Source organism: Streptomyces lincolnensis (assembly GCF_021173675.1).
GTDB lineage: Bacteria > Actinomycetota > Actinomycetes > Streptomycetales > Streptomycetaceae > Streptomyces > Streptomyces lincolnensis_B.
This window is the reverse complement of the sequence record NZ_JAIHON010000007.1, coordinates 382,007-407,179: the sequence shown is the minus strand read 5'-3', so window position 1 is coordinate 407,179 and position 25,173 is coordinate 382,007. Positions and strand designations below refer to the sequence as shown.

The following is a 25,173-nucleotide window of genomic DNA, read 5'->3' as shown; positions in this document are numbered from 1 at the left end:
CGGCAAAAAGAAAAGGAAAGGGGTCACCGACTCCTTTCCACTCTCAACTTATAGCGCACCAGGGGGCTTGCGGCAAGGCCCCCGTCGTACCGCAGAATCAACGGCCTCAAGCCAGAACCTGCGAAAACGGGGAGATTCACGAAGTGCGTGTGCTGTTGTCGACCTTTGGGTCGCGTGGAGACGTCGAACCGATGGCGGGACTCGCGGTGGCGCTGCGCGAGCGCGGCGCCGAGGTACGGATGTGCGCGCCGTCCGACGAGGAGTTCGCGCGGCGGCTGGCCGGTGTGGGTGTGCCGGTGGTGGCGGTCGGTCCGTCGGCCCGGGCGCTGATGAAGTCGTCCACGGCCCCCTCGGCGTCGAACCTGCCCCAGCGCGCGGCGGCCGTGATCGCCGCCCAGCTCGACGCTCTCACCGAGGCGGCCGAGGACTGCGATGCGATGCTGGCGACCGGCCCGATCCCGGCCGCGGCCGGGGCCCTGTCGGTGGCCGAGAAGCTGGGCATCCCCAGCGCGTCCGTGACCTTCCAGCAGCTGACCGTGCCGTCGCCGCACCACCGGCCGATGGCCTATCCGGGGCACCCGCTGCCGCCCGAGGTGACCGACCACCGGGTGCTGTGGGACATGGACGCCCGCAGTATCGACGCGCTGTTCGGTGAGGCGCTCAACACGAACCGGGCGTCGATCGGCCTGCCGCCGGTGGACGGCGTCCGTGACTACGTCCTCGGCAAGCGGCCGTGGGTGGCGACGGATCCGGTCCTGGACCCGTTGCTGGACCGGCCGGAGCTCGATGTCGTCCAGCCCGGCGCGTGGTACCTGCCCGACGAGCGGCCTCTTCCCGAGGACCTCGTGGCGTTCCTGGAGGCGGGCGAGCCCCCGGTGTACGTGGGCTTCGGCAGCATGCCTCTGCACGCGTCGCCGGACGCCGCCCGGGTGGTCGTCGAGGCGGTCCGCGCGCAGGGCCGCCGTGTCCTGCTCTCCCGGGGCTGGGCCGAGCTGGCGCTGGTCGACGAGGCGGAGGACTGCTTCGCCGTCGGCGAGACCAACCACCAGGTACTGTTCTCCCGCGTGGCCGCCGTCGTACACCATGGCGGCGCGGGCACCACGACGACCGCCGCCCGGGCCGGTGCGCCCCAGGTGGTGGTGCCCCAGCTGGCGGACCAGCCGTACTGGGCCGGCCGGGTCGCCGACCTGGGGATCGGCGCCGCCCACGACGGTCCGACCCCCACCCTCACCTCCCTGTCGGCCGCGCTCGAGACGGCCCTGACCCCCGAGACCCGCACACGAGCCACCGCCGTCGCCGGCACGATCCGCGCCGACGGGACGACGGTGGCCGCCCGACTACTGCTCGACGAGATCAGCGGGGACAGCCCGCCGGTACCCGCGTGAGCGCGCGGGACCGCCGAGCCCCCACCCGACCACCTATCGGAGCTGATGCCGTGACACCCCTGACCTCCAGCGCCTTCGCCCTTCCCGACCGCCTCGCCGCCAAGGCCGACCCGGCGCTGATCGCCGACGACGAGCGGCACTTCGCCGCCATCGCCGCGTGCCTGGAGCAGACGATCGCCGAGCTGACCGACCGCCTCGACACCGCCCGCAGGGCGCCCGGCGGCATCGGCCAGGAGGCGATGGACCGGGACCTCGAGATCCACCGTCTGACCTCCCGTCTGCGCACCCTGCGCCGCTTCGGCCTGGACCTGTGCCTCGGACACATGGTCGGCGCGGACGACCCCGAGCCCGTGTACGTCGGGCGGCTCGGTCTGACCGACAGCGAGGGGCGCCAGCTGCTGGTCGACTGGCGTTCGCCGGCCGCCGAGCCGTTCTTCGGCGCCACCCACGCCAACCCTATGGGTCTGGCGAGCCGCCGCCGGTACCGCTGGAGCGGCGGCCGGATCGGCGACTACTGGGACGAGGTGTTCACCCCGGACGCCTTCGCCGGGCACCACGCCGCGCTGGACGACCAGTCCGCCTTCATCGCCAGCCTGGGCAGCGACCGCTCCGCCCGGATGCGGGACGTGCTCGGCACCATCCAGGCCGACCAGGACGCCATCATCCGCGCCGGATCCCGCGGCGCCCTGGTGGTGGACGGCGGTCCGGGCACCGGCAAGACGGTCGTCGCCCTGCACCGCTCCGCCTACCTCCTGCACTCCGACCCACGCCTGGGGCACCGCCGGGGAGGCGTCCTGTTCGTCGGCCCGCACCGGCCCTATCTGGCCTACGTCTCCGACGTCCTGCCCAGCCTCGGCGAGGAGGGCGTGCAGACCTGCGTCCTGCGGGACCTGGTCGCCGAGGGCGCCTCGGCCGGGGTCGAGACCGACCCGGAGGTGGCCCGTCTGAAGTCCTCCGCGGACCTGGTGAAGGCGATCGAGAAGGCGGTCAGGTTCTACGAGGAGCCGCCCACCGAGGGGATGACGGTCACCACCCACTGGTCCGACATCCTGCTGACCCCCACCGACTGGGCCGTGGCGTTCGAGGCGGCGGAACCCGGCACACCGCACAACGAGGGCCGGGGCCAGGTCTGGGAGGAGCTGCTCACCCTCCTGGTGGACAAGCACGAGGGGGACGCCTCGGCGGAGGACGGCGAGGTCTCGCCCGAGCTGCTGCGCAAGTCGCTGCGGCAGAACCGGGAACTGCTGACGGCCTTCAACCGCGCCTGGCCGCTGCTCGAAGCGGCCGACCTCGTCTCCGACCTGTGGACGGTCCCCGCCTACCTGCGGATGTGCGCTCCCTGGCTGAGCCGGGACGAGGTCCGGCTGCTCCAGCGCGCGGACGGACAGGCCTGGACGGTCTCCGACCTGCCGCTGCTGGACGCGGCACGCCAGCGCCTGGGCGATCCGGAGGCGGCACGGCAGAAGCGCCGCAACGAGGCGGCCCTGGCCGCCGAACGCGAACGCATGAACACGGTCGTGGACAGCCTGATCGCCGTCGCGGACGACGAGTACGGCATGGGTCTGGTGACGATGCTGCGCGGCGAGGACTTCCATGACGCCCTGGTGGACGAGACCGCGTTGACCGGCGCCGACCCCGACCGACTCGCCGGGCCGTTCGCGCACGTCGTAGTCGACGAGGCCCAGGAACTGACGGACGCGGAGTGGCAGATGCTGCTGCTGCGGTGTCCGTCGCGGAGCTTCACCATCGTCGGCGACCGTGCCCAGGCACGGCACGGGTTCACCGAGTCGTGGCGGGAGCGGCTGGAGCGGGTCGGCTTCGACCGGATCGACCTGGCCTCCCTGACCGTCAACTACCGGACGCCCGAGGAGATCATGGCGGCGGCCGAGCCCATCATCCGGGCCGCGCTCCCGGACGCCAACGTCCCGACCTCCATCCGCAGCGGCGGCGTCCCCGTCGGCCACGGATCCGCCGCGGACCTGGACGCGGTCCTCGACGGCTGGCTCGCCGAGCACGACGACGGGATCGCCTGCGTCATCGGCGATCCCGCCTTCCGGGCGACGTCCCGGGTCCGGTCGCTGTCCCCGGAGCTGTCGAAGGGGATGGAGTTCGACCTGGTCGTCCTGGTCGACCCGCAGGACTTCGGCGAGGGCATCGAGGGCGCGGTCGACCGCTATGTCGCGATGACGCGAGCGACCCAGCGGCTCGTGATCCTCAGCACCGCCTGATCCGGATCCTCAGCACCGCCTGATCCGGACCGGACGGCCGCCCCTCCTCCGCGGGGGGCGGCCCACGCCGGGCCGGGCCCGCTGAAGCGGGGTCCCCGTACAGCCCGCGGCGGCCCTCGCTCAGCCCAGCTGCTCGGCCAGTCCGACGATGATGCCCTCCGGGCCGCGGACGTAGCAGAGCAGGTAGCTGTCCTCGAACCGGGCGATCTCGCCGACGAGTTCGGCGCCGTGTGGCCGCAGGCGGGCCACCGTGTCCTCGATGTCGTCGACGGCGAACATCACGCGGTGCGTGCCCAGAATGTTGTGCGGCCGGTTGCGCGGCCCGGCGCCGGTCGCCGCGGGGCTGCGGTACCTCGCCAGTTCGAGTCGGCTGTGACCGTCCGGGGTCCGGACCATCGCGACGTCGCAGTGGACGCCGTCGAGTCCGGTGCACTGGTCGGCGACGAGGCCCTTGACCTCCGCCCTGCCCTCCAGCTCCAACCCGAGTTCCACGAAGAACGCGATGGCGGCGTCCATGTCCTCGACGACGATGCCGACGTTGTCCATCCGCTGAACAGCCATGCCGGTCTCTCCTTCTTCCATGTGCGGCTTCCCTGTGCGGCCGGTGGTGGCCGCTGATGTCCCTGGGACGGAGCCGGTGACACGTTCTCGACATCCTCGGACGCCCGGCGTCCGGCGTCTTTCGTCGCGCACCGAGCAGATCCGGCCACGACCCCCTCGGTGACGGCCGGAAATCTTCGTCCGCCCCCTTGTCAAACGGATAGTTCCCGTTCACGATGAGGCAATTCGTTTGGACAGAAACGACCCTCATCCCTCCCCGTCCCCGACAGGTGATCCGAGTGGACAGTCAGACGGCGCTCGCCCCGCACTCCGCGTACGATTCCTCCACGACAGGCAGGCTCAAGCCCGATTCCCTGGGCGTCCTGGGCATCCTCTTCTTCGTCCTCTCCGCCCAGGCACCGCTCACCGGGATCGCCGGAGCCGTCCCCATCGCCGTCGCCATCGGCAACGGTGCCGGGACTCCCGCCGCGTACCTCGCGGCCGGCGCCGTGGTCCTGCTGTTCTCCATCGGCTTCGTGGCCATGGGCCGCCACGTGGTGGACGCCGGCGCCTTCTACACGTACATCGGCAAAGGGCTGGGCCGCTCCGCCGGCTCCGGGAGCGCCGGCGTCGCCCTCTTCGCCTACTGCGCGATCCAGGCCGCCATGTACGGGCTCTACGGCGCCACGGTCAGCTCCCTGGTGGCGCACTACGCCGATGTCCACATCGCCTGGTGGGTCTGGACGCTGGTCACCATGGCGGCGGTCCAGGTCCTCGGCACCGCCGGGATCGAGATGGGCGCCAAGGTCCTGGCCGTGTTCGTGCTGGCGGAGTTCAGCATCCTCATCGCCTTCGCCCTCGTGACCTTCTTCAAGGGCGGCGGCCCGGAGGGGCTCGGCCTGACCGGCAGCTTCTCGCCGTCCGCCGCACTCCAGGGGGCTCCGGGGGTGGCCCTGATGTTCGCCGTGGCGTCGATGTTCGGCTTCGAGGCCACCGCCATCTACGGCGAGGAGGCCCGCGAACCGAGCAGGACGGTCCCCCGGGCCACCTACCTGTCGGTCGCGGTGATCACCTGCTTCTTCGCCTTCACCTCGTGGATGCTGGTCTCCGCGCACGGGGCGTCCCGGGCGACGGCCGAGGCGGGAGCGGCGCTGGAGTCCGGCGACGCCGCCGGCTTCGTCTTCGCGCCCATCGCCGCGCGGTTCGGCGCCTGGACCGGCGATGTGCTGCCCATCCTGCTGGCCACCTCGCTCTTCGCCGGCATCCTCGCCTTCCACAACTCGGCCAACCGGTACCTGTTCTCCCTGGGCCGTGAAGGGCTGCTGCCGCACCGGCTGACCGCGCTCAACCGGCGCCACTCCCCCTGGGCGGCCGGCCTGGTGCAGACGGTGATCGCGCTGGCCCTCGTGATGCCGTTCGCGATGCTGGGCAAGGACCCGGTGCTGACGCTCTTCTCCTGGTTCAGCGGGGTCGCCGTGCTGGGGATCATGCTCCTGTACTTCCTGACCTCCGTCTCCGTGGTCGTCTTCTTCCGCCGCTCCGGCGCCGACACCCGGCCCTGGAACACGCTGGTCGCTCCGGTACTGGGCGCGCTGGGCATCGCCGGGGCGATCTGGCTGATCATCCAGAACTTCACCACGCTCATCGGCGGCGACCGGACCACCGCCCTCTGGCTCCAGCTCACCGTGCCGGCGGTGCTGCTCGCGGGGCTCGTCGTGGCACGGCTCACGCGCGGCCGGCCTGCCGCCACGGGCTGACCGCACCGTCCCGCCCGTTCCACCCGGTCCTCCCCCTCACCCCGCGAACCCCGTAGGAGCGCCCATGCCGGCCCTCGCCCACGACGACCTGCTGCGTCGTGCCAAGGAGCTGACCCTGCCCACCCAGCACCACATCGACGGGACGGACGAGCCGGGCGGAGGCGCCGCCTTCGCGGTCGTCTCACCCCGCGACGGACAGGTGCTGCGCGACGTCGCCGACGCCGGCCCGGCCGAGGTCGACCTGGCCGTGGCCGCCGCACGCCGCGCCTTCGACTCCGGCCCCTGGCCCCGCCTCGCGCCCGCCGACCGCGGCCGGATCCTGCTGCGCGTCGCCGAACTGCTCGAAGAGCGGCGGGAGGACCTCGCCCTGACCATCAGCCTGGAGATGGGCAAGCCGATCTCGGACGCGTACGCCGTCGAACTGCGCGCCGCGATCACCACCTTCCGCTGGTACGGCCAGCTCGCCGGCAAACTCACCGACGAGTCGCCCCACACCTCCCCGGACGCACTCGCCCTGGTCACCCGGGAACCGGCAGGTGTCGTCGGCGCGGTCGTCCCGTGGAACTTCCCCCTGACGCTGGCGAGTTGGAAGGTCGCGCCGGCCCTGGCCGCGGGCTGCACGGTCGTCCTGAAGCCCTCGGAGAACTCACCGCTGTCCGCCCTGCTGCTGGGCCGGATCGCCACCGAGGCCGGGCTGCCGCCGGGTGTGCTCAACGTCGTGACCGGAGACGGGCCGGTGACCGGCCGGGCGCTCGGCCTCCATCCCGACGTCGATGTCCTGGCCTTCACCGGCTCCACCGCCGTAGGACGCCACTTCCTGCGGTACGCCGCCGACTCCAACCTCAAGCGCGTCTGGCTCGAACTCGGCGGCAAATCACCGAACATCATCCTTCCCGACGCCCCCGACCTGGAGAAGGCCGCCGCCACGGCAGCCTGGGGCATCTTCTTCAACCAGGGCGAGATGTGCACCGCGCCCTCCCGGCTGCTCGTGCACTCCTCCGTCGCCGACCGCGTCACCGAGGCGATCGTGGCCCGGGCGGGCGAGCTGCGGGTCGGCGATCCGCTCGACCCGGCCACCGAGATGGGCGCGCTGGTGGGCGAGAGCCATCTCGGGCGCGTCCTCGGCCACATCGGCACCGGGCTGGAGGAAGGCGCCCGGCTGCGGGCCGGCGGCGGCCGCACGCTGGCCGAGTCCGGCGGCAGCTACCTGCGCCCCACCGTCTTCGACCGGGTGGACCCGGGGATGCGGCTGGCCCGCGAGGAGATCTTCGGCCCGGTGCTGTCCGTGCTCACCTTCGACGACCTCGACGAGGCCGTACGACTGGCCAACGCCACCGAGTACGGCCTCGCCGCCGGGCTGTGGACCTCCGACCTGTCCACCGCCCACCGGGTCTCGCGCACGCTCAAGGCAGGAACCGTCTGGGTCAACTGCTACGAGGAGGGCGACCTGACCGTCCCCTTCGGCGGCATGAAGCAGTCGGGCAACGGCCGCGACAAGTCCGCCCACGCCCTGGAGAAGTACACCGAACTGAAGACCACCTGGATCCAGCTGTGACGACGACGTCCCCACGGCCGCTCATCGCGATCCCCGCCCGCTTCGCCGCCACCACCTCCGCGCTGCGGTACGCCGCCGAGGTCAACGCCCGTGCCCTCGTCGAGGCCGTCTGGCGCGCGGGCGGCGAACCGGCGAGCATCCATCCCGCGGCCTCCGGGGCCGCCTCCCGCCTCACCCGTTTCGACGGCGTCCTGCTGCCCGGCGGCGGTGACCTCGCCCCGCACCGCTACGGCGCCGCCGACACCCACGACAGCGTCTACGACGTGGACGAGGTCCAGGACGCCTTCGACCTCGACGTCGCACGCCACGCCCTGGACCTGGGCCTGCCCCTCCTGGCGGTCTGCCGCGGCCTCCAGGTCGTCAACGTCGCCCTCGGCGGCACCCTGGAGCAGGACATGGGCGGCCCCGCACACGAACACCGGCACCTCGTGCACCCGGTGGCCGTCCGTCCCGGCACCCTGCTGGAACAGGCCACCGGTGCGCAGAAGTTGGACGCGTCCTGCTACCACCACCAGCGCGTGTCCCGCGCCGCCCCCGGCGCCACGGTCACCGCACGCGCCGCCGACGGCACCGTGGAGGGTCTCGAACTCCCCGCCGCCCCCGGCTGGTTCACCGCCGTCCAGTGGCACCCGGAGGACACCGCCCACGAGGATCCCGCCCAACAGGGCCTGTTCGACGCCTTCGTCACTGCGGCCCGGAACAGCCGCTGACACCGGCACGGCGGCGCGGGCTCAGCCCTGGGCCCGCCGTCCGCTGCGGCGCGGTGCCGGGGGCGCTCCGTCGAGGAGGGTGAGACGGCGTTCCTCGCCGTGTTCCTCGACCTGGAGGACGACGCGCCGCAGGCCGTCGGCGACGGTACGGCAGTCCTCGTCGTCGAGCCGTGCGGTGACGAAGGCCTCCTCCTCGTTGAAGGCGGGGAAGACGCGCCGCATCAGCTCCTCGCCCTCCTCGGTCAGGCTGAGCAGGACCAGCCTGCCGTCGGTGGGGTGGCCGGCCCGCTTGATCAGTCCGCGCTTCTCCAGGGTCCGTGAGACGCCGGTGAGGGTGCCCTTGGAGATGCCCGCCTCCTCCGCCACGTGCCGGGTCTCCGACTCGCCCCAGACCCAGACCACCCACAGGACGACGAACGCCGTCCAGGTCAGGTCCGCGCCGCGCAGCACGGAGTTCTCCAGGTGCTGTCGTACCGCCGAGGCGGCGCGGTAGATGTTGGCGACGACGGCCATCTGTTCGTGGCGGACGGGGATGCCGCCGAGTTTGGCCTCCGCCAGCTTCTCGGCTTGCGTGATGGATCGTTGGCCGGGCACGGGCACACTCCTTCGCGCCCTGGGGGCGCATCGGATCGCAGATGTCGTTCGCACCCAAATTGTACGGATGCCCCTTGCCGACAGGCTTGCGACGCGTGGCCACCTGACATACGTTACCACCTTGACCGGTGACGAATGGGAGTGCGCATGACCGAGGCCCCTGACATCGAGGTCGTCGTCCTCGACGTCCTCGGCACCCTGGTCGACGAACCCGGTGGGCTGCGCGCGGCGATCCGCGAGGCGGTGCCCTCGGCCGACGACACGTACCTCGAAGAGCTGCTCACCCTGTGGCAACGCCACATCGAGGACGAGCAGGAACGCATCGGGCGGGGAGCCCGCCCGTACGTCACCACCGAGGTCCTCGACGCGGAGGCCGCACAACGGGTGGCCGACCACGCCGGACTCGCCGATCCGGCGACCGTCGCGCGGCTGGCCACGGCGGGACAGCGGCTGCCCGCCTGGGACGACTCCGGCGCCGCGCTGGAGCGGCTGGCGCGGCGGCTGCCCGTCGTCGGGCTCTCCAACGCGGGCCGCACCGCCCTGCTGCGGCTGGCCGCGCACGCCGGGCTGCGCTGGCACCAGGCCCTGTCCGCCGAGGCCGTCGTGGCCTACAAGCCCGCCCCGGAGGTCTACCGGCTCGCCGTGGACACCGCCGGATGCCCACCGGAACGCGTGCTCATGGTGGCCGCCCATGCCTGGGACCTGCGCGGGGCGCGGGCGCAGGGCATGCGGACCGCCTACGTCCGCCGGCCGGCCGCGGATCCGCCGACCGGCTCCGACGCCTTCGACCTGCGGTTCGACACACTGGACGACCTGGTCACCACGCTGACGGCGAGCCGGCGGGGCGAAGCCGCCGGGTCGGGATCGGGTTCGGGGGCGGGTTCGGCCCGGTCGCAGATCCGCCGGTAGGGCGCGTCCGGTACGTACGTCCGCCACTGCGCCTCGTCGAGTCCGGCGCCCGCTCGGGCGCAGACCCGCAGGACCGCCCAGGACGGCTCGATGGTGTACCGCTGGAGCGGGACATGGGCACTGCCCGCGTACAGGGTCCCGCTGTCCGGGCTGAAGGCGAGGGTGCGCAGTTCCTCGCCGGAGGTGGGCAGCGGGCTGCCGAGGGGCTGGTGGGTGGCGGTGTCCCAGAGCTGCAGGGTGCCCGCCGTGCCGGCGACGGCGAGCGTCTGACCGTCCGGGCTGACCGCGAGGGCGCTGACGGCCTCCGGGGTGGTGTCGAGCGGCGCGGGAAAGATGTTCCGCAGCACGCCGGCGCGGTGGCCGAGCGCCCCGTCCCACAGGGCGACCCGGCCGGTCCGGTCACCGGCCGCCAGGCGTGAGCCGTCGGGGCCGAAGGCCAGGGCGCCGATCCGGTCGCCCTGCACGAGGTCGCGTGCCGTGGCGGCCCGGCCGGGCGGTCGGACGAGCCGGTTGTCCCCGACCAGGAGGCGGCCCTCGGGGTGCAGGGCCAGGTGGCCGCTGGCCAGACCGGTGAGGACGGACGTGCGACGGCGCCGCTCGATGTCCCACGCCTCGTTGACGAACGCGCCGCTGTCGAGCCGCCGGGCGGTGTAGAGGACGCGGCCGCCGGGACCGAGGGCCAGTCCCACGACGGCGGACCCGGACGTGGCGAGGTCCAGCGTGGAGCGGATGCGCAGGCGCTCCGTGTCCCAGACGGAGAGGTGCTGGGGCGCTGCCTGTCGCCCGGGGGCCGAGACGCCGTACGCGAAGTCGGTGCCGTCGGGGCTGAACGCCATCACCGGCAGGGTGCGGTGCGCGGGGACGGGCCGCTCGGGGGCGCGGGCAGCGGGGAGCGGTGGCGGCGGCAGGGGGATCGGGGGCAGGTCGTGGCGGGTGTCGCGGAGCTGGAAGCGGTAGGTGGTGCCGAAGCGCTGGGCGGTGGCGAGCGTACGGCCGTCCGGGCTGAGCAGGACCCCGTCCAGGGGGCGTGCGCGCCAGGCGGAGGTGACCGCTCCGGTGAGGTCGAGGGAGTGGACGGTGCTGCCTTCGAGGTAGCGCAGGACCGGTCGGCGCGGGTCCCAGGCGAGACCGCCGCGCAGCTGCCGGTTGTTCAGGGAGTGCCGGAGGACCGGGTTCCCGGGGGCCGACAGCCGCCAGACCCGGATCTCCCTGCCGTCGGCGGTGGCCAGGAAGGCTCCGTCCTCGGCCCGGCCGAAGGCGGCGTACCGGGCGCCGGGGTGGCCGACTTCGGCGAGTTCGTCCCCGGTCGAGGTCCGCCAGATCCGTACGCCGTCCGACGACAGGAGCGCGAGCCGGTCGTCCCCGAGGACGAGGGTGCGGCAGTCGCCGGACCGCTCCCAGGGGCCGGGCAGGGTACGCCGTCGTGCGGTGTCCCAGACCTGTGGCGCGTCGCCGGAGGGACAGACGGCCACCAGCCGGCCGTCCGCGCTCGCCGTCACACTCGCCGGGCCGCTGGAGCGGGTCTCGAAGAGCGGCGTGCCGTCCACGGCGGAGGCGACCCGCACCCGGTCCTCGCCCGCGCCGTACAGCAGATAGCCGCCCCCTCCGGTGACCGTCACGCCCGACGCACCCGGGTGAGCGGCTCCCTTCCAGCGGCCGTCGGCCCTGTCCCACAGCCTGATGCCCGCTCCCCCGGCCAGGGCGAGCACGCGGGCGTCCGGTCCCGCGGCGACCGCCTCGCCCTGCGGCAGCCGGCCCGATCCGAGGGCGCGGTGGGCCGCCACGTCCCAGCGGTGCCAGGTCCGGCCGTCGGTGCTGAGCAGCGTACGGCCGGAGTCGACCAGAAAGCGGCGGTGCCCCTCGCCCACCGCGGGGTCGGTGAACGTGTCCAGTTCGGGCTGGGCCAGTGCCCCGAGCAGTGCCCGGCGCGACTCGGGCAGCGGCGAGATCCGCCAGGCGGCGACGCCGAGCAGTTGGGCGGTCCGCGGATCGGTCGTCCGCATGGCGTCGGCGACCGCGGCGACCCGGCGGGCGGCGGTGTCCGTGCGCTGCCGTCGGTTGTCGGTGTGCTGCTGCCAGGCGACCAGGCCCACCACCGACGCCACGGCCAGGACGCCGGAGAGGGCGACGGTGAGGACCCGTGCTCTGCGGGTGGCGTGGGCCGCGGCCCGGCGCTCCGCCTCCCGGACCTCCAGCGCCTCCCGCAGGAAGGCCTGCTCCTGGGCCGTCAGATCGGCGTCGTCCGCGAAGAGCTCCTGGGCCGCGGCCAGTCGGGCGCCCCGCCACAGCGCTCCGGGGTCGCGGTCGTGGTCCAGCCAGACGCGCGCGGCCTCGGCGATCTGCCGTCGGTGGCGCAGCAGGTCGCGGTCCTCCTCGATCCAGCCGCGCAGCCGGGGCCAGGAGGTGATCAGGGCCTCGTGGGCGAGCTGGACGCCGTCCTCGTCCACGGTGAGCAGCCGGGCCTCGGCCAGGTGTTCCACCACGGCACGCACCGCGGGGTCCGCCCACTCGTCCAGTTCGGCCCTGGTGAGGGGGCGCCGGGTGCCGACGGTGTCCTGGCCCGGCTCCACCATCCGCAGCAGCAACTGCCGGGCCGCGCGGGCCTGCGCCGCGTCCAGCCTGCCGTACGCCTCCTCCGCGCTGGCCGCGATCGCGCCGCGCACGCCGCCCACCGCCTCGTAGGCGGCCACCGTCAGCAGGCGTCCCTTGCGCCGTCGCCAGGTCTCCAGCAGCGCGTGCGACAGCATCGGCAGCCCGCCCGGCTCGCCGAGCACCTCCTCGACGATCCGCGCCGTCAGCTCCCGTTCGACGAGCAGACCGGCGGCCTGCGCGGGCCTGACGACCGTCTCGCGCAGTTCGTCCGCCGTCATCGGGCCGACCAGCAGACTCGCTCCGGACAACGCGGCCGCCAGGCCCCGGTGTTCGGCGCAGCGGGCGTAGAAGTCCGCCCGTACCGCGATGAGCACGCGCACCCGGCTGCCCGGCTCCCGGGCCGCCAGCAGCAGGTCGAGGAAGCGGGCCCGCTCGGCCCGGCCGCGGCACAGCGTGAAGACCTCCTCGAACTGATCCACCACGACCCAGCTCTCGGGCTCGCCCGGCGCCGGTGCCAGCAGCTGCCGGTAGGTCGCGGCGGGCCGGGCCCCGGGGGTGAACACCCGCAGCACCGCCGGGCGGTCCTGCCGTGCGATCTCCTCCCGCAGCCGGGGGAGCAGCCCCGCCCGCAGCAGCGAGGACTTGCCGCTGCCCGACGCCCCGAGCAGCACGGCGAAGCGGTGTCCGCGCACCAACTCCAGCAGTTCCGCCGTCAGCCGGTCCCGTCCGAAGAACAGCGCGTGGTCGTCCCGCTCGAACCGGGCCAGCCCTCGGTACGGCGGCACGGCGTCCTCGGGATCCGCCCGCGTCGCGCCCTCGGACTCGGCCTCCTTCCAGCGCCGTTCCCACTCCGCCGGATCGGCGCCGCACGCCCGCGCATATCCCTGGACCACCGCCAGGGACGGCAGCCGCTCGCCCCGCGCGGCCTCGGACAGGGTGGTGGCGGAGAACCCCGCCGACTCGGCCATGAGCCGGTATGCCGGAGTGCCCACGGTCCTCCGCAGCTCCCGAAGATCGTGGGCGAACCGCTGCACGGGTCCCGCCTCCGGATCCAGGGGCCGTTCCGGACGCCCCACGCTCCCACCCACTTCCGCGCATTCGTGCCGTACATGCCGTACAGGAGGACAAGGTGCGGTTCGGCCGGCACGAGGCCGGGTCGAGCTGTGGAAACCCTTTCCGCACGAGATGTGGCGTTGATGGCCGTGGCATGACGTGCCGCCGCACAACTGCACCGGCTCGCGCGAGTTGAACGCTCCGATCGTAGGACGTGCCTTTCAACTCCGGCCTGTCCAGCCTCGGAAGTGCCACGCCGGACCGTCCGGCACACCGAGCCATCGGAGCACCCCCCATGCCCCTGAATCCGACGCGCAGGACTCCCCGTCTCGGCAGGTCCGCGCTCGTCGCGCTCAGCGCGGGCGCCCTCGTCGTCGCCCTTCCCACCAGTGCGTCGGCCGGCGTCCTGACACCGCTGGGCGAGAGCACCACGTCGTTCCAGAAGACGTTCCGGCCCTACTTCGACTACGACAGCGACAGTTGCTTCCCGGCGACCGCCATCGACTGGAACGGCAACCTCAACGGCGGCCTTCAGGACACCGGTTCGGTGACCGGGGGATGCCGGACCGACCACCTCGGCAAGGCCAACACCTATTCCCGCGTCAAGTGCAACAACGGCTGGTGCGGGATCATCTACACGCTCTACTTCGAGAAGGACCAGAACGCGCCCGGCAATGTCGTCGGCGGCCACCGCCACGACTGGGAGGCCTGCGCCGCCTGGGTGCGCCAGGGCGACCCCCAGCCCTCCCACGTCTCCGTCTCCGCGCACGGCCAGTACACGACCAGGGCCTTCACCTCGGTCCCCAGGGACGGGGCCCGCGTCAAGTGCGTCTACCACAAGGAGGGCGCCGGCACCCACTCCATGCGCTTCGCCAAGGACGGCGAGCGCCCGGAGGCCTGGGGCGACGGCGGCTGGGACCAGCCGGCCCTGGTCAGCTGGAACAGCTTCCCGCGCGGCAAGGACAACCTCGACCTCCAGGCCAAGCTGAACGGCGCCTCGTGGGGCAATGCCAACTTCCCCCTCAAGGACGGCAGGTTCGAGGTCGAGCTGGAGCGCGCCAAGCCCTCCGGCATCCCCTTCGACCCCCGCGGCAGCGGCTGACCCGCACGCACGCCATGACCGCCGCCACTCCCCCGGCGGCGGTCATGGTGGACGCGTGAGGCCTGGAGGAGGCGTCCTTCGTCACCGAACTGGTGGTCAGCGAGCTGGCCACCAACGCCATCCGCTACGGCGAGCCCCCGATCAGGCTACGGCTGATCCGCGACACCTCCCTGATCTGCGAGGTCTCCGACGCCAGCAACACCGCCCCGCACCTGCGCCGGGCCCGCGCCTTCGACGAGGGCGGGCGGGGCCTGCTGCTCGTCGCCCAGCTCACCCAGGGGTGGGGGACCCGGCACACCACCGAGGGCAAGACGATCTGGTGCGCGCAGACGCTGCCCGAGGCCGATCCCCTCTGAGTTCTCGCCCGGCGGGCACACGGTGAAGGGGCACGCGGTGAGGGGCACGCGGTGAAGGCGCACGCGGTGAAGGCGCACGCGGTGAAGGCGCACGGGCCGAGCCGTGCGCCGTCACACTCCGGCGGCCTCGATGAACTCGCCCACCGCGCCGCGCGGGTCCCCGGAGCGGACCAGTGCCTCACCGACCAGCACCACGTCGGCTCCCCAACCGCGGTACTCCGCCACGTCCTTGGGGCCCGTCACTCCCGATTCGGCGACCTTGACCGTGCCTTCGGGGATGCCCGTCACGAGGTCGGCGAACACCGTGCGGTCGACGTCCAGGGTGGTGAGGTCCCGTGCGTTGATTCCGAGGAGCCCGGCCCCGGCGGCGACCGCGCGCCGTACCTCTTCGGCCGTGTGCGCCTCCACGAGCGGCGTGAGACCCAACTCCTGGCACAGCCCCATCAGTTCGGTGAGCAGGCCGTCGTCCAGCGACACGACCATGAGCAGCGCGAGATCGGCGCCGTGCGCGCGGGCCTCCCACAGCTGGTAGGGGTCGACGATGAAGTCCTTGCGCAGGACGGGCACGTCCACCCGGGCACGCACCGCGTCCAGATCGGCGAGGGAACCGCCGAACCGCCTGCCCTCGGTGAGCACGCTGATCGCGGCGGCGCCGCCGGCCGCGTACTGGGCCGCGAGGGACGCGGGGTCCGGGATGTCCGCCAGCGCGCCCTTGCTGGGGCTCTTGCGCTTCACCTCGGCGATGATGGACACCCCGGGCGCGCGGAAGGCGGGCAGGGGGTCGAGCGCGGGTGCGACGTCCGCCACCCGGGAGCGCAGCTCCGCCAACGGCGTCGCACTCTTTCGTTGTTCCAGGTCCTCGCGCACACCCGCGAGGATCCCGTCGAGAACGCTCATTGCCCGCTCCTTGTCGCATCGTCTTTCGGATCGATCATGGCGCGCGGACGGCCGATATGGCCAGGAGCGAGGTGAACTTCTCGTGGAGGCTCGGACCATGACAGGGCGCCGGCCCGCGACGGCGGGGAGTCAGGGCATGGTCCTCGTCACCGCACGGGCACCGCGAGGTACTGGTACTCCAGGAACTCGTCGATGCCGACCCGGCCGCCCTCGCGGCCGAGCCCCGACTGCTTGACGCCACCGAAGGGAGCGGCCGGGTTGGAGACCAGGCCGGTGTTCAGCCCGACCATGCCCACCTCCAGCCGCTCGCTCACCCGCAGGGCCCGGTCGAGGCCCTCGGTGAAGACATAACCGACCAGGCCCCAGGGCGTGTCGTTGGCGCGGCGGACCACCTCGTCCTCGTCGTCGAAGGTGAGGAGCGCGGCCACCGGGCCGAAGATCTCCGTGCCCGTCAGACGGCTGCCGGGGTCCACGTCGGCGAGCACGGTCGGCGGGTAGAAGCAGCCCGGGCCCTCCGGCGTACGGCCGCCGACCAGGACCCGCGCGCCACGCTCCACCGCGTCGGCGACCAGCGCCTCGACCTTGCCACGCCCGGTCCGGTCGATCAGCGGGCCGACGTCGACGCCGTCCCGGGTGCCCGGACCGACGACGAGCGCGCCCATCCGCTCGGCCAGCCGCCGCCCGAACTCCTCCGCCACCGAGCGGTGGACGAAGAAGCGGTTGGCGGCCGTGCACGCCTCGCCCATGTTGCGCATCTTGGCGACCATCGCCCCGTCCACCGCCTTGTCCAGGTCGGCGTCGCCGAAGACGATGAACGGCGCGTTGCCGCCCAGCTCCATCGACGTGCGGACCACCGCCTGCGCGCTCTGGGCCAGCAGCAGCTGCCCGACGGCCGTGGATCCGGTGAAGGACAGCTTGCGGATCCGCCCGCCGCGCAGGAGCGGTTCGCACACCTCCCCCGCTCGGGAGGTGGTGACGACGTTCAGCACTCCGTCCGGCAGCCCGGCCTCCTTCAGGATCCCGGCGAGGGCCAGGCTGGACAGCGGGGTCTGCGGGGCGGGCTTGAGCACCATCGTGCAGCCGGCCGCGATGGCCGGGCCGATCTTGCGGGTGCCCATGGCCAGGGGGAAGTTCCACGGGGTGATCAGCAGACAGGGGCCGACCGGACGGCGCGAGAGCAGCATGCGGTTGCGGCCGTCGGGCAGGATGCCGGCACCGCCGTCGATGCGCACGGCCTCCTCGGAGAACCAGCGGAAGAACTCGGCCGCGTACGCCACCTCTCCCCTGGCCTCGGCCAGCGGCTTGCCCATCTCGGCCGTCATCAGATGGGCGAGTTCGTCGGTGCGCCGGACGACGATCTCGTAGGCGCGGCGCAGGATCTCGCTGCGCGCCCGGGGCGCCGTCCGGGCCCACTCCTGCTGCGCCTGCACGGCCACTTCCTCGGCGAGCTTGGCGTCCTTGGGGCCGGCGTCGGCGACGTGGCAGAGGATCTCTCCGGTGGCCGGGTCGTCGACGGGCATGGTGGCACCGTCCGCGGCGTCCGCCCAGGCGCCGCCGATGAACAACTGCGTGGGCGTGTCGGTCATGACGTCTCTCCTGGTTGATCGGGGCGATCGGAGCGGTCGGGGCGATCGGAGTGGTCGGCGGCGGGGTCGAGCAGTTCCGCGAGGTGCAGGGCCCGGACGCCCCGGTCACCGGCGAGGTGGTCGATCTGGGTGGCGCAGCTGAAGCCGTCGGCCACGACGACGGTCGGGGTGTCCTGGGCGATGCCGTCGAGGCGGGGCTTCAGGGCCAGGTCGGCGACCGCCATCGAGGTGGCGTAGTGCTGTTCCTCGAAACCGAAGTTGCCGGCGAGTCCGCAGCAGCCCTCGGCCTCGTCGACCGTGCGGACGCCGAGGCGGGTGAGCAGGTCCCGGGGGTGGCGGCTCGTGAAGGTCGCGTACTCGTGGCAGTGGGTCTGCAGGACGATGCCGTCCGGCAGCGCGGGCGGGCGCCAGCCGGGTGCGGCGAGGTCGGTCAGGGCGCCGGTGAGGGTGTGGACGCGGGCCGCGACGCGCCGGGCGGCGTCGGTGCCGAGGAGTTCGGGCACATCACGCTTGAGGGCGGCGGCGCAGCTCGGTTCGGCCACGACGATGGGCCGGTCGTCGCCGGTGTCGCCGTTGTCCAGGCGGGCGACCGTGCGGGCCATGACGCGGCGTGCGAGGGACAGCTGTCCGGTGCTCACCCAGGTCAGGCCGCAGCACAGGCCGTCCTCCGCCGTGCAGGGAATGCCGGCGTCGGCGAGGACGCGGCCCGCCGCTCCGGCCACCTCGGGGCGGAAGGCCCGGGTGAAGCTGTCCACGAACAGCAGCGCCCGCGCCGGTTCGCCGGTCCGTGCCGTGCGCAGGGCCCGGCGCAGCGCCCGCCGGGAGGCGAAGGCGGGGATCCGGCGCTCGGTCGTCACGCCGCCCAGTCGCGCGAGCAGCTTCCCGAGGGGGCCGCGCAGCAGCGCGTTCACCGGCCGGGCCAGGTGGCCGACGATCCTGGACGTCAGGGGCAGCCAGCCCAGGGAGTAGTGGGAGCGGGGCCTGACGCGGCCCTTGTAGTGCTGGTGCAGGAACTCCGCCTTGTACGTGGCCATGTCGACGCCGACCGGACAGTCGCTGGAGCAGGCCTTGCAGGACAGGCACAGGTCGAGGGCGTCCCGGACCTCCTCGGAGCGCCAGCCGTCCTGGACGGTGCCGCCCCGCACCAGCTCCTGGAGCAGGCGGGCCCGGCCCCGGGTGGAGGCGTTCTCCTCCCCGGTGGCCCGGTAGCTGGGACACATCACGCCGCCGGAGTCACTGCGGCAGCGGCCGACCCCGACGCAGCGGCGCACCGCTCCCGCGAAGCCGTCCTCGTCGTGCGGGAAGGAGAACAGCGTCTCGACGGGCAGCACCTCGGAGGGTGTGTGCAGCGCCAGGTCGGCGTCGAGGCGGGCCGGGTCCACGATGACGCCGGGGTTGAGCAGCCCCTCGGGGTCGAGGATCTGCTTGAAGGCGGCGAAGGTGCGGATCATCCGGTGGCTGTACATGACCTCCAGGAGCTCGCCCCGGGCCCGCCCGTCACCGTGTTCGCCGGACAGGCTTCCGCCGTGCTCGACCACCAGGGCGGCGGCCTCCCCGAGGAACCGGCGGGTCGCGGCCCGCCCCGCGTCCGTGGCCAGGTCGAAGTCGATGCGCACGTGGACGCAGCCCGCGCCGAAGTGGCCGTACAGCACGCCGGTCAGTCCGTGCGAGGCGAGCAGCTTGCGGAAGTCGCGCAGGTAGGCGGCCAGGTTCTCGGGCGCGACGGCCGCGTCCTCCCAGCCGGGCCAGGACTCCCCGCCGTCGACCAGCCGGGCGGCGAGTCCCGCGCCGTCCTCCCGCACCCGCCACAGCGAACGCCGCTCGGCCGGGCCGGCTACGACCCGCCCGCCGGTCAGCCGACCGCGGGCCTCCAGGACGTCCAGCAGTGCGGCGGCGCGGGCGTCGACGGCCGCCTGGTCGTCGCCGTCGAGCTCGACGTACAGCCAGGCCCGCCCCTCGGGGAGGCCGGTGACGGAGTCGGGACCGCGCCGGGCCCGCATGGTGGCGACGATCGCCTCGTCCATGCCCTCCACGGCGGTGGGGTTCCACCGCAGGATCTCGGGGACGTCCTCGGCGGCGTCGACCACGTCGTCGTAGCCGAGGGCGAGGAGGGTGGACGCCTGTGCGGTCGCCACCAGGCGGACCGTCGCCGCGGTGACGACCGCGCAGGTGCCCTCGGTGCCCACCAGAGCGCGGGCCATGTCGAAGCCGTGCTCGGGCAGCAGGTGCTGGAGCTGGTAGCCGGAGACCTGGCGCGGCACGCGGCCCAGTTCGGTGCGGATCGGCGCCAGGTTGTCGCCGACCAGAGCCCGCACGTCCGCTTCGAGACGGGCGACGCGCTCCGCGTCGGCGGCGTCCACCGGGTGCAGCCCCGTACGGTCGGCGACGGCCCGCACGCCGTCGGCCGTCACGATCTCCAGCGCCTCGATGTGCCCGCCGGTGCGCCCGTGCCGCACGGACCGGTTGCCGCACGCGTCGTTGCCGATCATGCCGCCGAGGGTGCAGCGGCTGTGCGAGGAGGGGTCGGGTCCGAAGATGAGCCCGTGCGGGGCGGTCGCGGACCCCAGCGCGTCCAGGACCACGCCGGCCTCGACCCGTGCGGTGCGGGCCACCGGGTCGAGGGCGAGGATCCGGTTCATGTACCGGGAGAAGTCCAGGACGACGCCGGGTCCCACGGCGTTGCCCGCCATGCTCGTGCCGCCACCGCGCGCGGTGACCGGAACCTGTGCCTCGCGGCAGGCCCGCAGCACCGCGACGACGTCGTCGGCGCCGCGGGGGAAGACCACGGCCCTCGGCGGGACCCGGTAGTTGGAGGCGTCGTAGGCGTAGAGACCCGTGGAGCCGGGGCCGGTCTCCACCCGCAGGCCAGGAGCGGTCTCGGCGAGCCGCGCGACCAGCGGCTCCAGGGCCGTGGTGGCGTCGGTCATCGCCGCGCCGCTCCCGCGGTGCCGGCCTCGACCGCGGTCGCCCACGCCTGGAGGCCCTCGTCCACGGCCGTCTCGTCGATCACGAGGGCCGGGATCATGCGGACGACCTGGTTCCAGGCGCCGCACAGCAGCAGGAGCAGGCCCTCGTCGACGGCGGCGCGCTGCACGCGGGCCGCGGTCTCGGGGTCGGGGCCGCCGTCCTCGGTGACGAACTCGGTGGCCAGCATCAGCCCGAGGCCGCGCACGTCGCCGATGCCGGGCGTCCGGTCGGCCACCGCCTCCAGTCCCTGGCGCAGCCGCTTGCCCATCGCCTCGGCGTTCTCCACGAGCCCCTCCTCGCGTACGACGTCGAGGGTGGCGCAGGCCGCGGCGCAGGCGACGGCGTTGGCGCCGTACGTGCCGCCCTGCGAGCCCGGCCACGCCTTGGCCATCAGCTCCTCGGGGGCGGCGATGCCGGAGAGGGGGAAGCCGCTGGCCAGGCCCTTGGCGGTGACGAGGATGTCGGGCGTGACACCGAAGTGGTCGTGACCCCAGAAGCGGCCGGTGCGGCCGACGCCCGTCTGCACCTCGTCCAGGATCAGGAGGAACCCGTGCCGGTCCGCCCGCTCCCGCAGCCCTTCCAGGAAGGCCCGGGTGGCGGGCACGTAGCCGCCTTCTCCGAGCACCGGCTCGACGATGATCGCGGCCGTGTCGGCGGGCGAGGAGATCGTCTGGAGCGTGTAGTCGAGTTCCTGCAGGGCGAAGCGGGTGGCGGTCTCCTCGTCCCAGCCGTACCGGTAGGCCGAGGGGAACGGGGTGACGACGACTCCGCTCATCAGCGGCGAGAACCCGGAGCGGAAGCGGGTGCCGGAGGTGGTCATGGCGGCGGCGGCGACCGTACGGCCGTGGAAGCCGCCGTGACACACGATGACGTTCGGACGGCCGGTGGCCTGGCGGGCCAGCCGCAGTGCCGCCTCGACCGCCTCGCTGCCGGAGTTGGTGAAGAACAGGCTGTCCAGGCCGGCCGGCAGCACCTCGCCCAGCTTCTCGACCAGCCGTCGCAGCGGCTGGTGCATCACGGTCGTGTACTGGCCGTGGATCAGCGTGCCCACCTGCTCCTGCGCCGCGGCCACGACCTTGGGGTGGCAGTGGCCCGTGCTGGTGACACCGATGCCGGCGGTGAAGTCGAGGTAGCGGCGGCCGTCCTGGTCGAAGAGGTGGACGCCCTCGCCCCGGGCCGCGACCACGGGGGTGGCCTGGCGAAGGTGCGGCGACAGTGCGGTCATGTTCGTCTCCCGGCCTCGGTGCGGTCTGCGCGGTGGTCTGCCGCGGTGGTCTGCCGCGGTGGCCTGCCGCGGTGGCCTGCCGCGGTGGCCTGCTGCGGTGGCCTGCTGCGGTGGTCAGTTGCGGTCTACCGAGCATCTCCGCGGACCGGTGCTGCGCCAAGGTGCGATCTGTCCAGCCGGGCCACGACATCCGGACGATGTGTCAGCCCGATCGAGGGCCCCGGCGGGCGCCGACCGCTCCGGGACCGCTCTTGCGCAGGTCAGCGACGCTTGTCACAGTGGCCGGGCACTCCCGGGCAGGTGCCGTGCCCGATCAGGGGATCCCATGGAGACACTGTGAACGACGACCGTCCGCCCTGCCATGCGCCCACCCGCGCACTCAGCGTCGCCGACGTCCTGGCACTGCCCGTCCTGGCCAAAGGACAGCCCCAGGTCGTCACCGGCGTGCCCCAGCTGGACCGGCCGGTCCGGTGGGTCCACATCACCGAACTGACCGACCCCGCCTCCTTCCTCAAGGGCGGCGAACTCGTCCTGACCACCGGAATGCCGCTCCCGCAGGACGGGGCCGGCGTGCGCCGGTACGTCGACGAACTCGCCGACGTCGGGGCCGCGGCGCTGGTCATCGAACTCGTCCGCCGCTACCACCGCCCGCCGGACACCCTCGTGGACGCCTGCCGCCTGCGCGGGCTGCCCCTCGTCACCCTCGCCAAGGACGTCAACTTCCTGGAGGTCACCCAGGTCGTGCACGCCCTCCTGCTCGGCAACCAGGCGGAGGCGATGCGGCGCACCCAGCGCGTCCACGAGGCGTTCACCGCCCTGACCCTGCGCGGTGCCGGCCCCGAGGACGTGGTGCGCGCGGCGGCGGAGATGTGCGGGCGCACGGTGGTCCTGGAGAACCTGGTGCACCAGGCCCTCATCTGCGAACCCTCCGGGAGCACGGTGGAGGAGGCGCTCACCGACTGGGAGGAGCGCTCCCGGGCCACCGGCGCCAACGGCCGCACGACCGCACGCGGCCCGGCGGAGTGGCTCACCGCACCCGTGGAATACCAGGGCGAGCGCTGGGGCCGTGTGGTCATGCTCCCGGCCCGCGCCGACGATCCCGCCCCGGGGCCGGAGGACGTCACCGTGCTGGAGAGGACCGCGATGGCCCTGACCGTCGCCCGCCTCATCCATCCCACCCCCTGGGAACGCACGGCCCACCGGAGCGCCCTGCGCGACCTGGTCGAACAGCGCCACCGCTCCGCCGAGGACGCGCGCGCCCGCTGCACCGCGCTGGGCCTGCCCGCCGACCGAGACCGGTTCGTCGCGGCCCTGGTCGAACTGCGCACGGCGGGAGAGGGAACCGAGCCCGAGGTCCGCCTGTTCCAGGAACTCCGCACGGCAGGCGTGTCGGCCCTCGTCGGCGAGCTGGCCCCCGGCCGCCTGGGCGTCCTGCTGGCCCTGCGCCCCTCCCAGCCCTGGCGTCCCGTCGTCGAGCGGCTGTGCGGCCTCGCGCTGGGCCTGGACCCGCGGGCGGTGGTGACGGTCGGTTGCGAGGTCACGGATCTCGCCGACACCGCCCGTTCGTTCCGCGAGGCGGCCCGCGTCGCCGAGGCCACCCCGCCCGGCCAGCCCCGCCCCGCGGACCGCTCCTTCCACGAACTGTCCGACATCGGCCTGCCCCGCCTGCTCTACGCCCTGCGCGAGGACACCCGGATCCAGGAGTACGCCGAACAACAGCTCGGGCGACTCATCGATCACGACACCCAGCACGGCACCGACCTGCTGACGACCCTGCGCCACTACCTCGACGCGGCCGGCAACAAGACCACCGCCGCACGCCGGGGCGGCCTCTCCCGCGAAACCATGTACCAACGTCTGCGCGTCGTCGAGCGCCTCCTGGACCGCGACCTGGAGTCCGGCGCGCAGCGCACCGAACTGCACGTCGCCCTCACGGCACTCGACACCCTGCGAGGCCACTGACGCGGCACGCGCCGCGCTGCCGAAAGGACCTGACGCGGGGCCTGCGGTCGGTCCTGTGGCGGCGCCCCGCGATGGTCCATGACCGCGTCGCCCAGGACGGCCGGACAGCCGAGGTCTTCCGGCCACCCTCTCCGCGTGATCGGCCAACTTCCGATCACCGCAGGCCCGTTCGACGGGATAGGTTCGCCGTGTGTCCTCGTCTGCGCTCGCCCTCGCCCTCGCCGACCTGCTGGTGCGCCCGGCCTTCCGCTCCCGGCACGACTCCGGCCGGGTCTTCGACAGGATCGCCGCGAAGGCCGGGGAGGCGGCCGGGGACCGGCAGTTCGTCGAGGACTTCCGGTCGCTGCTGGGCTGGTGGGCGAAGGCCGAGCGGCTCACCCCGGTCGGCTGGCAGTCGGCGCAGGCGCATGTGCGCCGGCATCTCACCAACCGGGCCCGGGTCCGGCGGCTGATCGCCGAGCATCCGGAGATCGAGCGGGAGCCGATCGAGAGGCCGGTGTTCGTCGTGGGCCTGCCGCGCACCGCGACCACCGTCACCCACGCCGTGCTCGCGCTGTCGGACGAGCACCGCTCCCCGCTGCTGTGGGAACTGCTGGCGCCCGACCTCGAGTTGCCGCCCCGGCAGCGACGGAAGGCGATCACGGCCGGGCGCCGCATGGTCCAGGGCGCCGACCTCTTCGCGCCACGCTTCCGTGACATCCACGCCATGGCGGCCGAGGGCCCGGAGGAGTGTACGTTCGCGCTCCCGCACGCCCTGATGCCGTTCTCCCAGGCCCGCATCCCCGAATACCGCGACTGGCACTGCGCGCGGGAGGACTTCGTCCCCGACTACCGGTACCTCAAGCAGGTCTACCAAGTCCTCCAGCACGGCCGCCCGCGCCGCCGCTGGATGCTGAAGTCCCCGATGCACCTGGAGAACCTGGACGCCCTGCGCACGGTGTTCCCCGACGCCACCATCGTGTGGTGCCACCGTGACCCGGTCACGGCCGTGGCCTCCTTCTGCAGCCTGATCGAGCACGGCATGGCGATCAGCGCCCGCCCCCTCGACCCGGCCGGCATCGGCGCCGACTGGCTCGCCCTGCTGGGCCGCGCCATGACCCGCGGCCTGGCGGCCCGCGCCACCATCCCCGCGGAGCAGCTCGTGGACGTGCCGTACTCCTGGCTCGGCTCCGATCCAGCCTCCGGCGCCCCGAAGCTCTACGACGCCGTCGGCGCCCCCTGGACCCGGGCGGACGCGGCCCGGCTCCCCGCGGCCGTCGCCCGCCCCAAGGGCACCCGGCGCCACACCTACGACCTGGCCCGCTACGGCCTGACCCCCGCCGACGTCGAGGCCGCCTTCGCGGACTACAACGCGCTGCGGGCCGACGTCGACCGCGCCGTGTCACCGACATAGCGCCAACACGCACACCCCGCCCTCGAACTGTGTAGTCCCACCACATGTGCCCTGGACTTGTGGATTCCTACCGTGTGCCCACGTACCCGTCCCCACCGCACACGAGGAAGTGGCGCACATGGCCTCCGCAGCAACCGCTCCCCCACCCCCGGGCAACCTCAAGCGCATCGTCGCCGCGTCCCTCATCGGCACCACCATCGAGTGGTACGACCACCCACTCGAACAGAGCTACGACCTGCGGTTTTAGTCAGGAACGGGCGTTCGAGTCAGCACCGAATCAGCACCGGGATCTCCCCGTGCTGGTAGGCCATCACCAGGCGTTGCGGGACGGTCCGTCTGAGGCGCCGATCCGCCTCCATCGT

The 25,173-nt window shown here is 73.4% G+C and carries 16 protein-coding genes and 2 pseudogenes; 11 read left to right on the top strand and 7 right to left on the bottom strand.

The window, feature by feature from the left end; all coding sequences use genetic code 11:
• The first annotated feature begins 143 nt into the window (after nucleotides 1-143).
• Nucleotides 144-1,385, top strand: coding sequence for a glycosyltransferase (locus K4B79_RS22800; RefSeq protein ID WP_308280466.1), 1,242 nt, complete (start codon nucleotides 144-146; stop codon nucleotides 1,383-1,385).
• A gap of 50 nt (nucleotides 1,386-1,435) precedes the next feature.
• Nucleotides 1,436-3,613, top strand: coding sequence for an RNA polymerase recycling motor ATPase HelR (helR, locus tag K4B79_RS22795; RefSeq protein ID WP_232028717.1), 2,178 nt, complete (start codon nucleotides 1,436-1,438; stop codon nucleotides 3,611-3,613).
• A gap of 120 nt (nucleotides 3,614-3,733) precedes the next feature.
• On the opposite strand, the gene K4B79_RS22790 is transcribed toward helR, so the two are convergent.
• On the bottom strand, nucleotides 3,734-4,174 hold the full coding sequence (locus K4B79_RS22790; RefSeq protein WP_232028716.1) for a VOC family protein: 441 nt from the start codon (nucleotides 4,172-4,174) through the stop codon (nucleotides 3,734-3,736).
• Between the two features lie 278 nt (nucleotides 4,175-4,452).
• Between K4B79_RS22790 and K4B79_RS22785 the strand changes: the two genes are divergently transcribed.
• The 3 genes from K4B79_RS22785 to K4B79_RS22775 all read left to right on the top strand — a co-directional run bounded on the left by K4B79_RS22785 (nucleotide 4,453) and on the right by K4B79_RS22775 (nucleotide 8,175).
• On the top strand, nucleotides 4,453-5,910 hold the full coding sequence (locus K4B79_RS22785) for an APC family permease (protein WP_232028715.1): 1,458 nt from the start codon (nucleotides 4,453-4,455) through the stop codon (nucleotides 5,908-5,910).
• 64 nt (nucleotides 5,911-5,974) lie between these two features.
• Nucleotides 5,975-7,465 (top strand): aldehyde dehydrogenase, encoded by a 1,491-nt coding sequence (locus K4B79_RS22780; RefSeq protein WP_232028714.1) that lies wholly within the window; start codon nucleotides 5,975-5,977, stop codon nucleotides 7,463-7,465.
• Complete coding sequence (locus K4B79_RS22775; RefSeq protein ID WP_232028713.1) at nucleotides 7,462-8,175, top strand: gamma-glutamyl-gamma-aminobutyrate hydrolase family protein; 714 nt, start codon at nucleotides 7,462-7,464, stop codon at nucleotides 8,173-8,175. Before K4B79_RS22780 ends, K4B79_RS22775 begins: the two co-directional genes overlap by 4 nt.
• Nucleotides 8,176-8,196: 21 nt before the next feature.
• Here K4B79_RS22775 and K4B79_RS22770 read toward each other — a convergent pair whose 3' ends face one another.
• A complete protein-coding gene (locus tag K4B79_RS22770; protein ID WP_232028712.1) occupies nucleotides 8,197-8,769 on the bottom strand; it encodes a MarR family winged helix-turn-helix transcriptional regulator in 573 nt (190 codons plus the stop codon).
• Nucleotides 8,770-8,916: 147 nt separating this feature from the next.
• On the opposite strand from K4B79_RS22770, the gene K4B79_RS22765 reads away from it, so the two are divergent.
• A complete protein-coding gene (locus K4B79_RS22765) occupies nucleotides 8,917-9,678 on the top strand; it encodes a haloacid dehalogenase type II (RefSeq protein WP_232028711.1) in 762 nt (253 codons plus the stop codon).
• A 233-nt stretch (nucleotides 9,679-9,911) separates the two neighbouring features.
• Here K4B79_RS22765 and K4B79_RS22760 read toward each other — a convergent pair.
• A pseudogene (locus K4B79_RS22760) lies at nucleotides 9,912-13,238 on the bottom strand (nSTAND1 domain-containing NTPase); the annotation flags it as partial.
• Between the two features lie 380 nt (nucleotides 13,239-13,618).
• Between K4B79_RS22760 and K4B79_RS22755 the strand changes: the two are divergent.
• Both K4B79_RS22755 and K4B79_RS22750 read left to right on the top strand, forming a co-directional pair.
• Complete coding sequence (locus K4B79_RS22755) at nucleotides 13,619-14,425, top strand: NPP1 family protein (protein ID WP_232028710.1); 807 nt, start codon at nucleotides 13,619-13,621, stop codon at nucleotides 14,423-14,425.
• Nucleotides 14,426-14,484: 59 nt separating this feature from the next.
• Nucleotides 14,485-14,781, top strand: a pseudogene (locus tag K4B79_RS22750) (ATP-binding protein); the annotation flags it as partial.
• A 111-nt stretch (nucleotides 14,782-14,892) separates the two neighbouring features.
• Here K4B79_RS22750 and trpC read toward each other — a convergent pair.
• The 4 genes from trpC to K4B79_RS22730 form a co-directional block, all read right to left on the bottom strand.
• Nucleotides 14,893-15,678 (bottom strand): indole-3-glycerol phosphate synthase TrpC, encoded by a 786-nt coding sequence (trpC, locus tag K4B79_RS22745; RefSeq protein ID WP_232028709.1) that lies wholly within the window; start codon nucleotides 15,676-15,678, stop codon nucleotides 14,893-14,895.
• 146 nt (nucleotides 15,679-15,824) lie between these two features.
• A complete protein-coding gene (locus K4B79_RS22740; RefSeq protein WP_232028708.1) occupies nucleotides 15,825-17,264 on the bottom strand; it encodes an NAD-dependent succinate-semialdehyde dehydrogenase in 1,440 nt (479 codons plus the stop codon).
• Nucleotides 17,261-20,191 (bottom strand): FAD-binding and (Fe-S)-binding domain-containing protein, encoded by a 2,931-nt coding sequence (locus K4B79_RS22735; protein ID WP_232028707.1) that lies wholly within the window; start codon nucleotides 20,189-20,191, stop codon nucleotides 17,261-17,263. Before K4B79_RS22735 ends, K4B79_RS22740 begins: the two co-directional genes overlap by 4 nt.
• A complete protein-coding gene (locus K4B79_RS22730; RefSeq protein ID WP_232028706.1) occupies nucleotides 20,188-21,456 on the bottom strand; it encodes an aspartate aminotransferase family protein in 1,269 nt (422 codons plus the stop codon). The genes K4B79_RS22735 and K4B79_RS22730 overlap by 4 nt, the downstream gene beginning before the upstream one ends.
• A gap of 336 nt (nucleotides 21,457-21,792) precedes the next feature.
• Between K4B79_RS22730 and K4B79_RS22725 the strand changes: the two genes are divergently transcribed.
• The 3 genes from K4B79_RS22725 to K4B79_RS47875 all read left to right on the top strand — a co-directional run bounded on the left by K4B79_RS22725 (nucleotide 21,793) and on the right by K4B79_RS47875 (nucleotide 25,058).
• Nucleotides 21,793-23,418, top strand: a complete 1,626-nt coding sequence (locus tag K4B79_RS22725; RefSeq protein ID WP_232028705.1) for a PucR family transcriptional regulator — start codon at nucleotides 21,793-21,795, stop codon at nucleotides 23,416-23,418.
• Nucleotides 23,419-23,608: 190 nt separating this feature from the next.
• Nucleotides 23,609-24,811, top strand: a complete 1,203-nt coding sequence (locus tag K4B79_RS22720; protein WP_232028704.1) for a sulfotransferase family protein — start codon at nucleotides 23,609-23,611, stop codon at nucleotides 24,809-24,811.
• Between the two features lie 118 nt (nucleotides 24,812-24,929).
• Nucleotides 24,930-25,058: a hypothetical protein gene (locus K4B79_RS47875; RefSeq protein ID WP_269463882.1), complete on the top strand. Its 129-nt coding sequence runs from the start codon at nucleotides 24,930-24,932 to the stop codon at nucleotides 25,056-25,058.
• The last annotated feature ends 115 nt before the right edge of the window (nucleotides 25,059-25,173 follow it).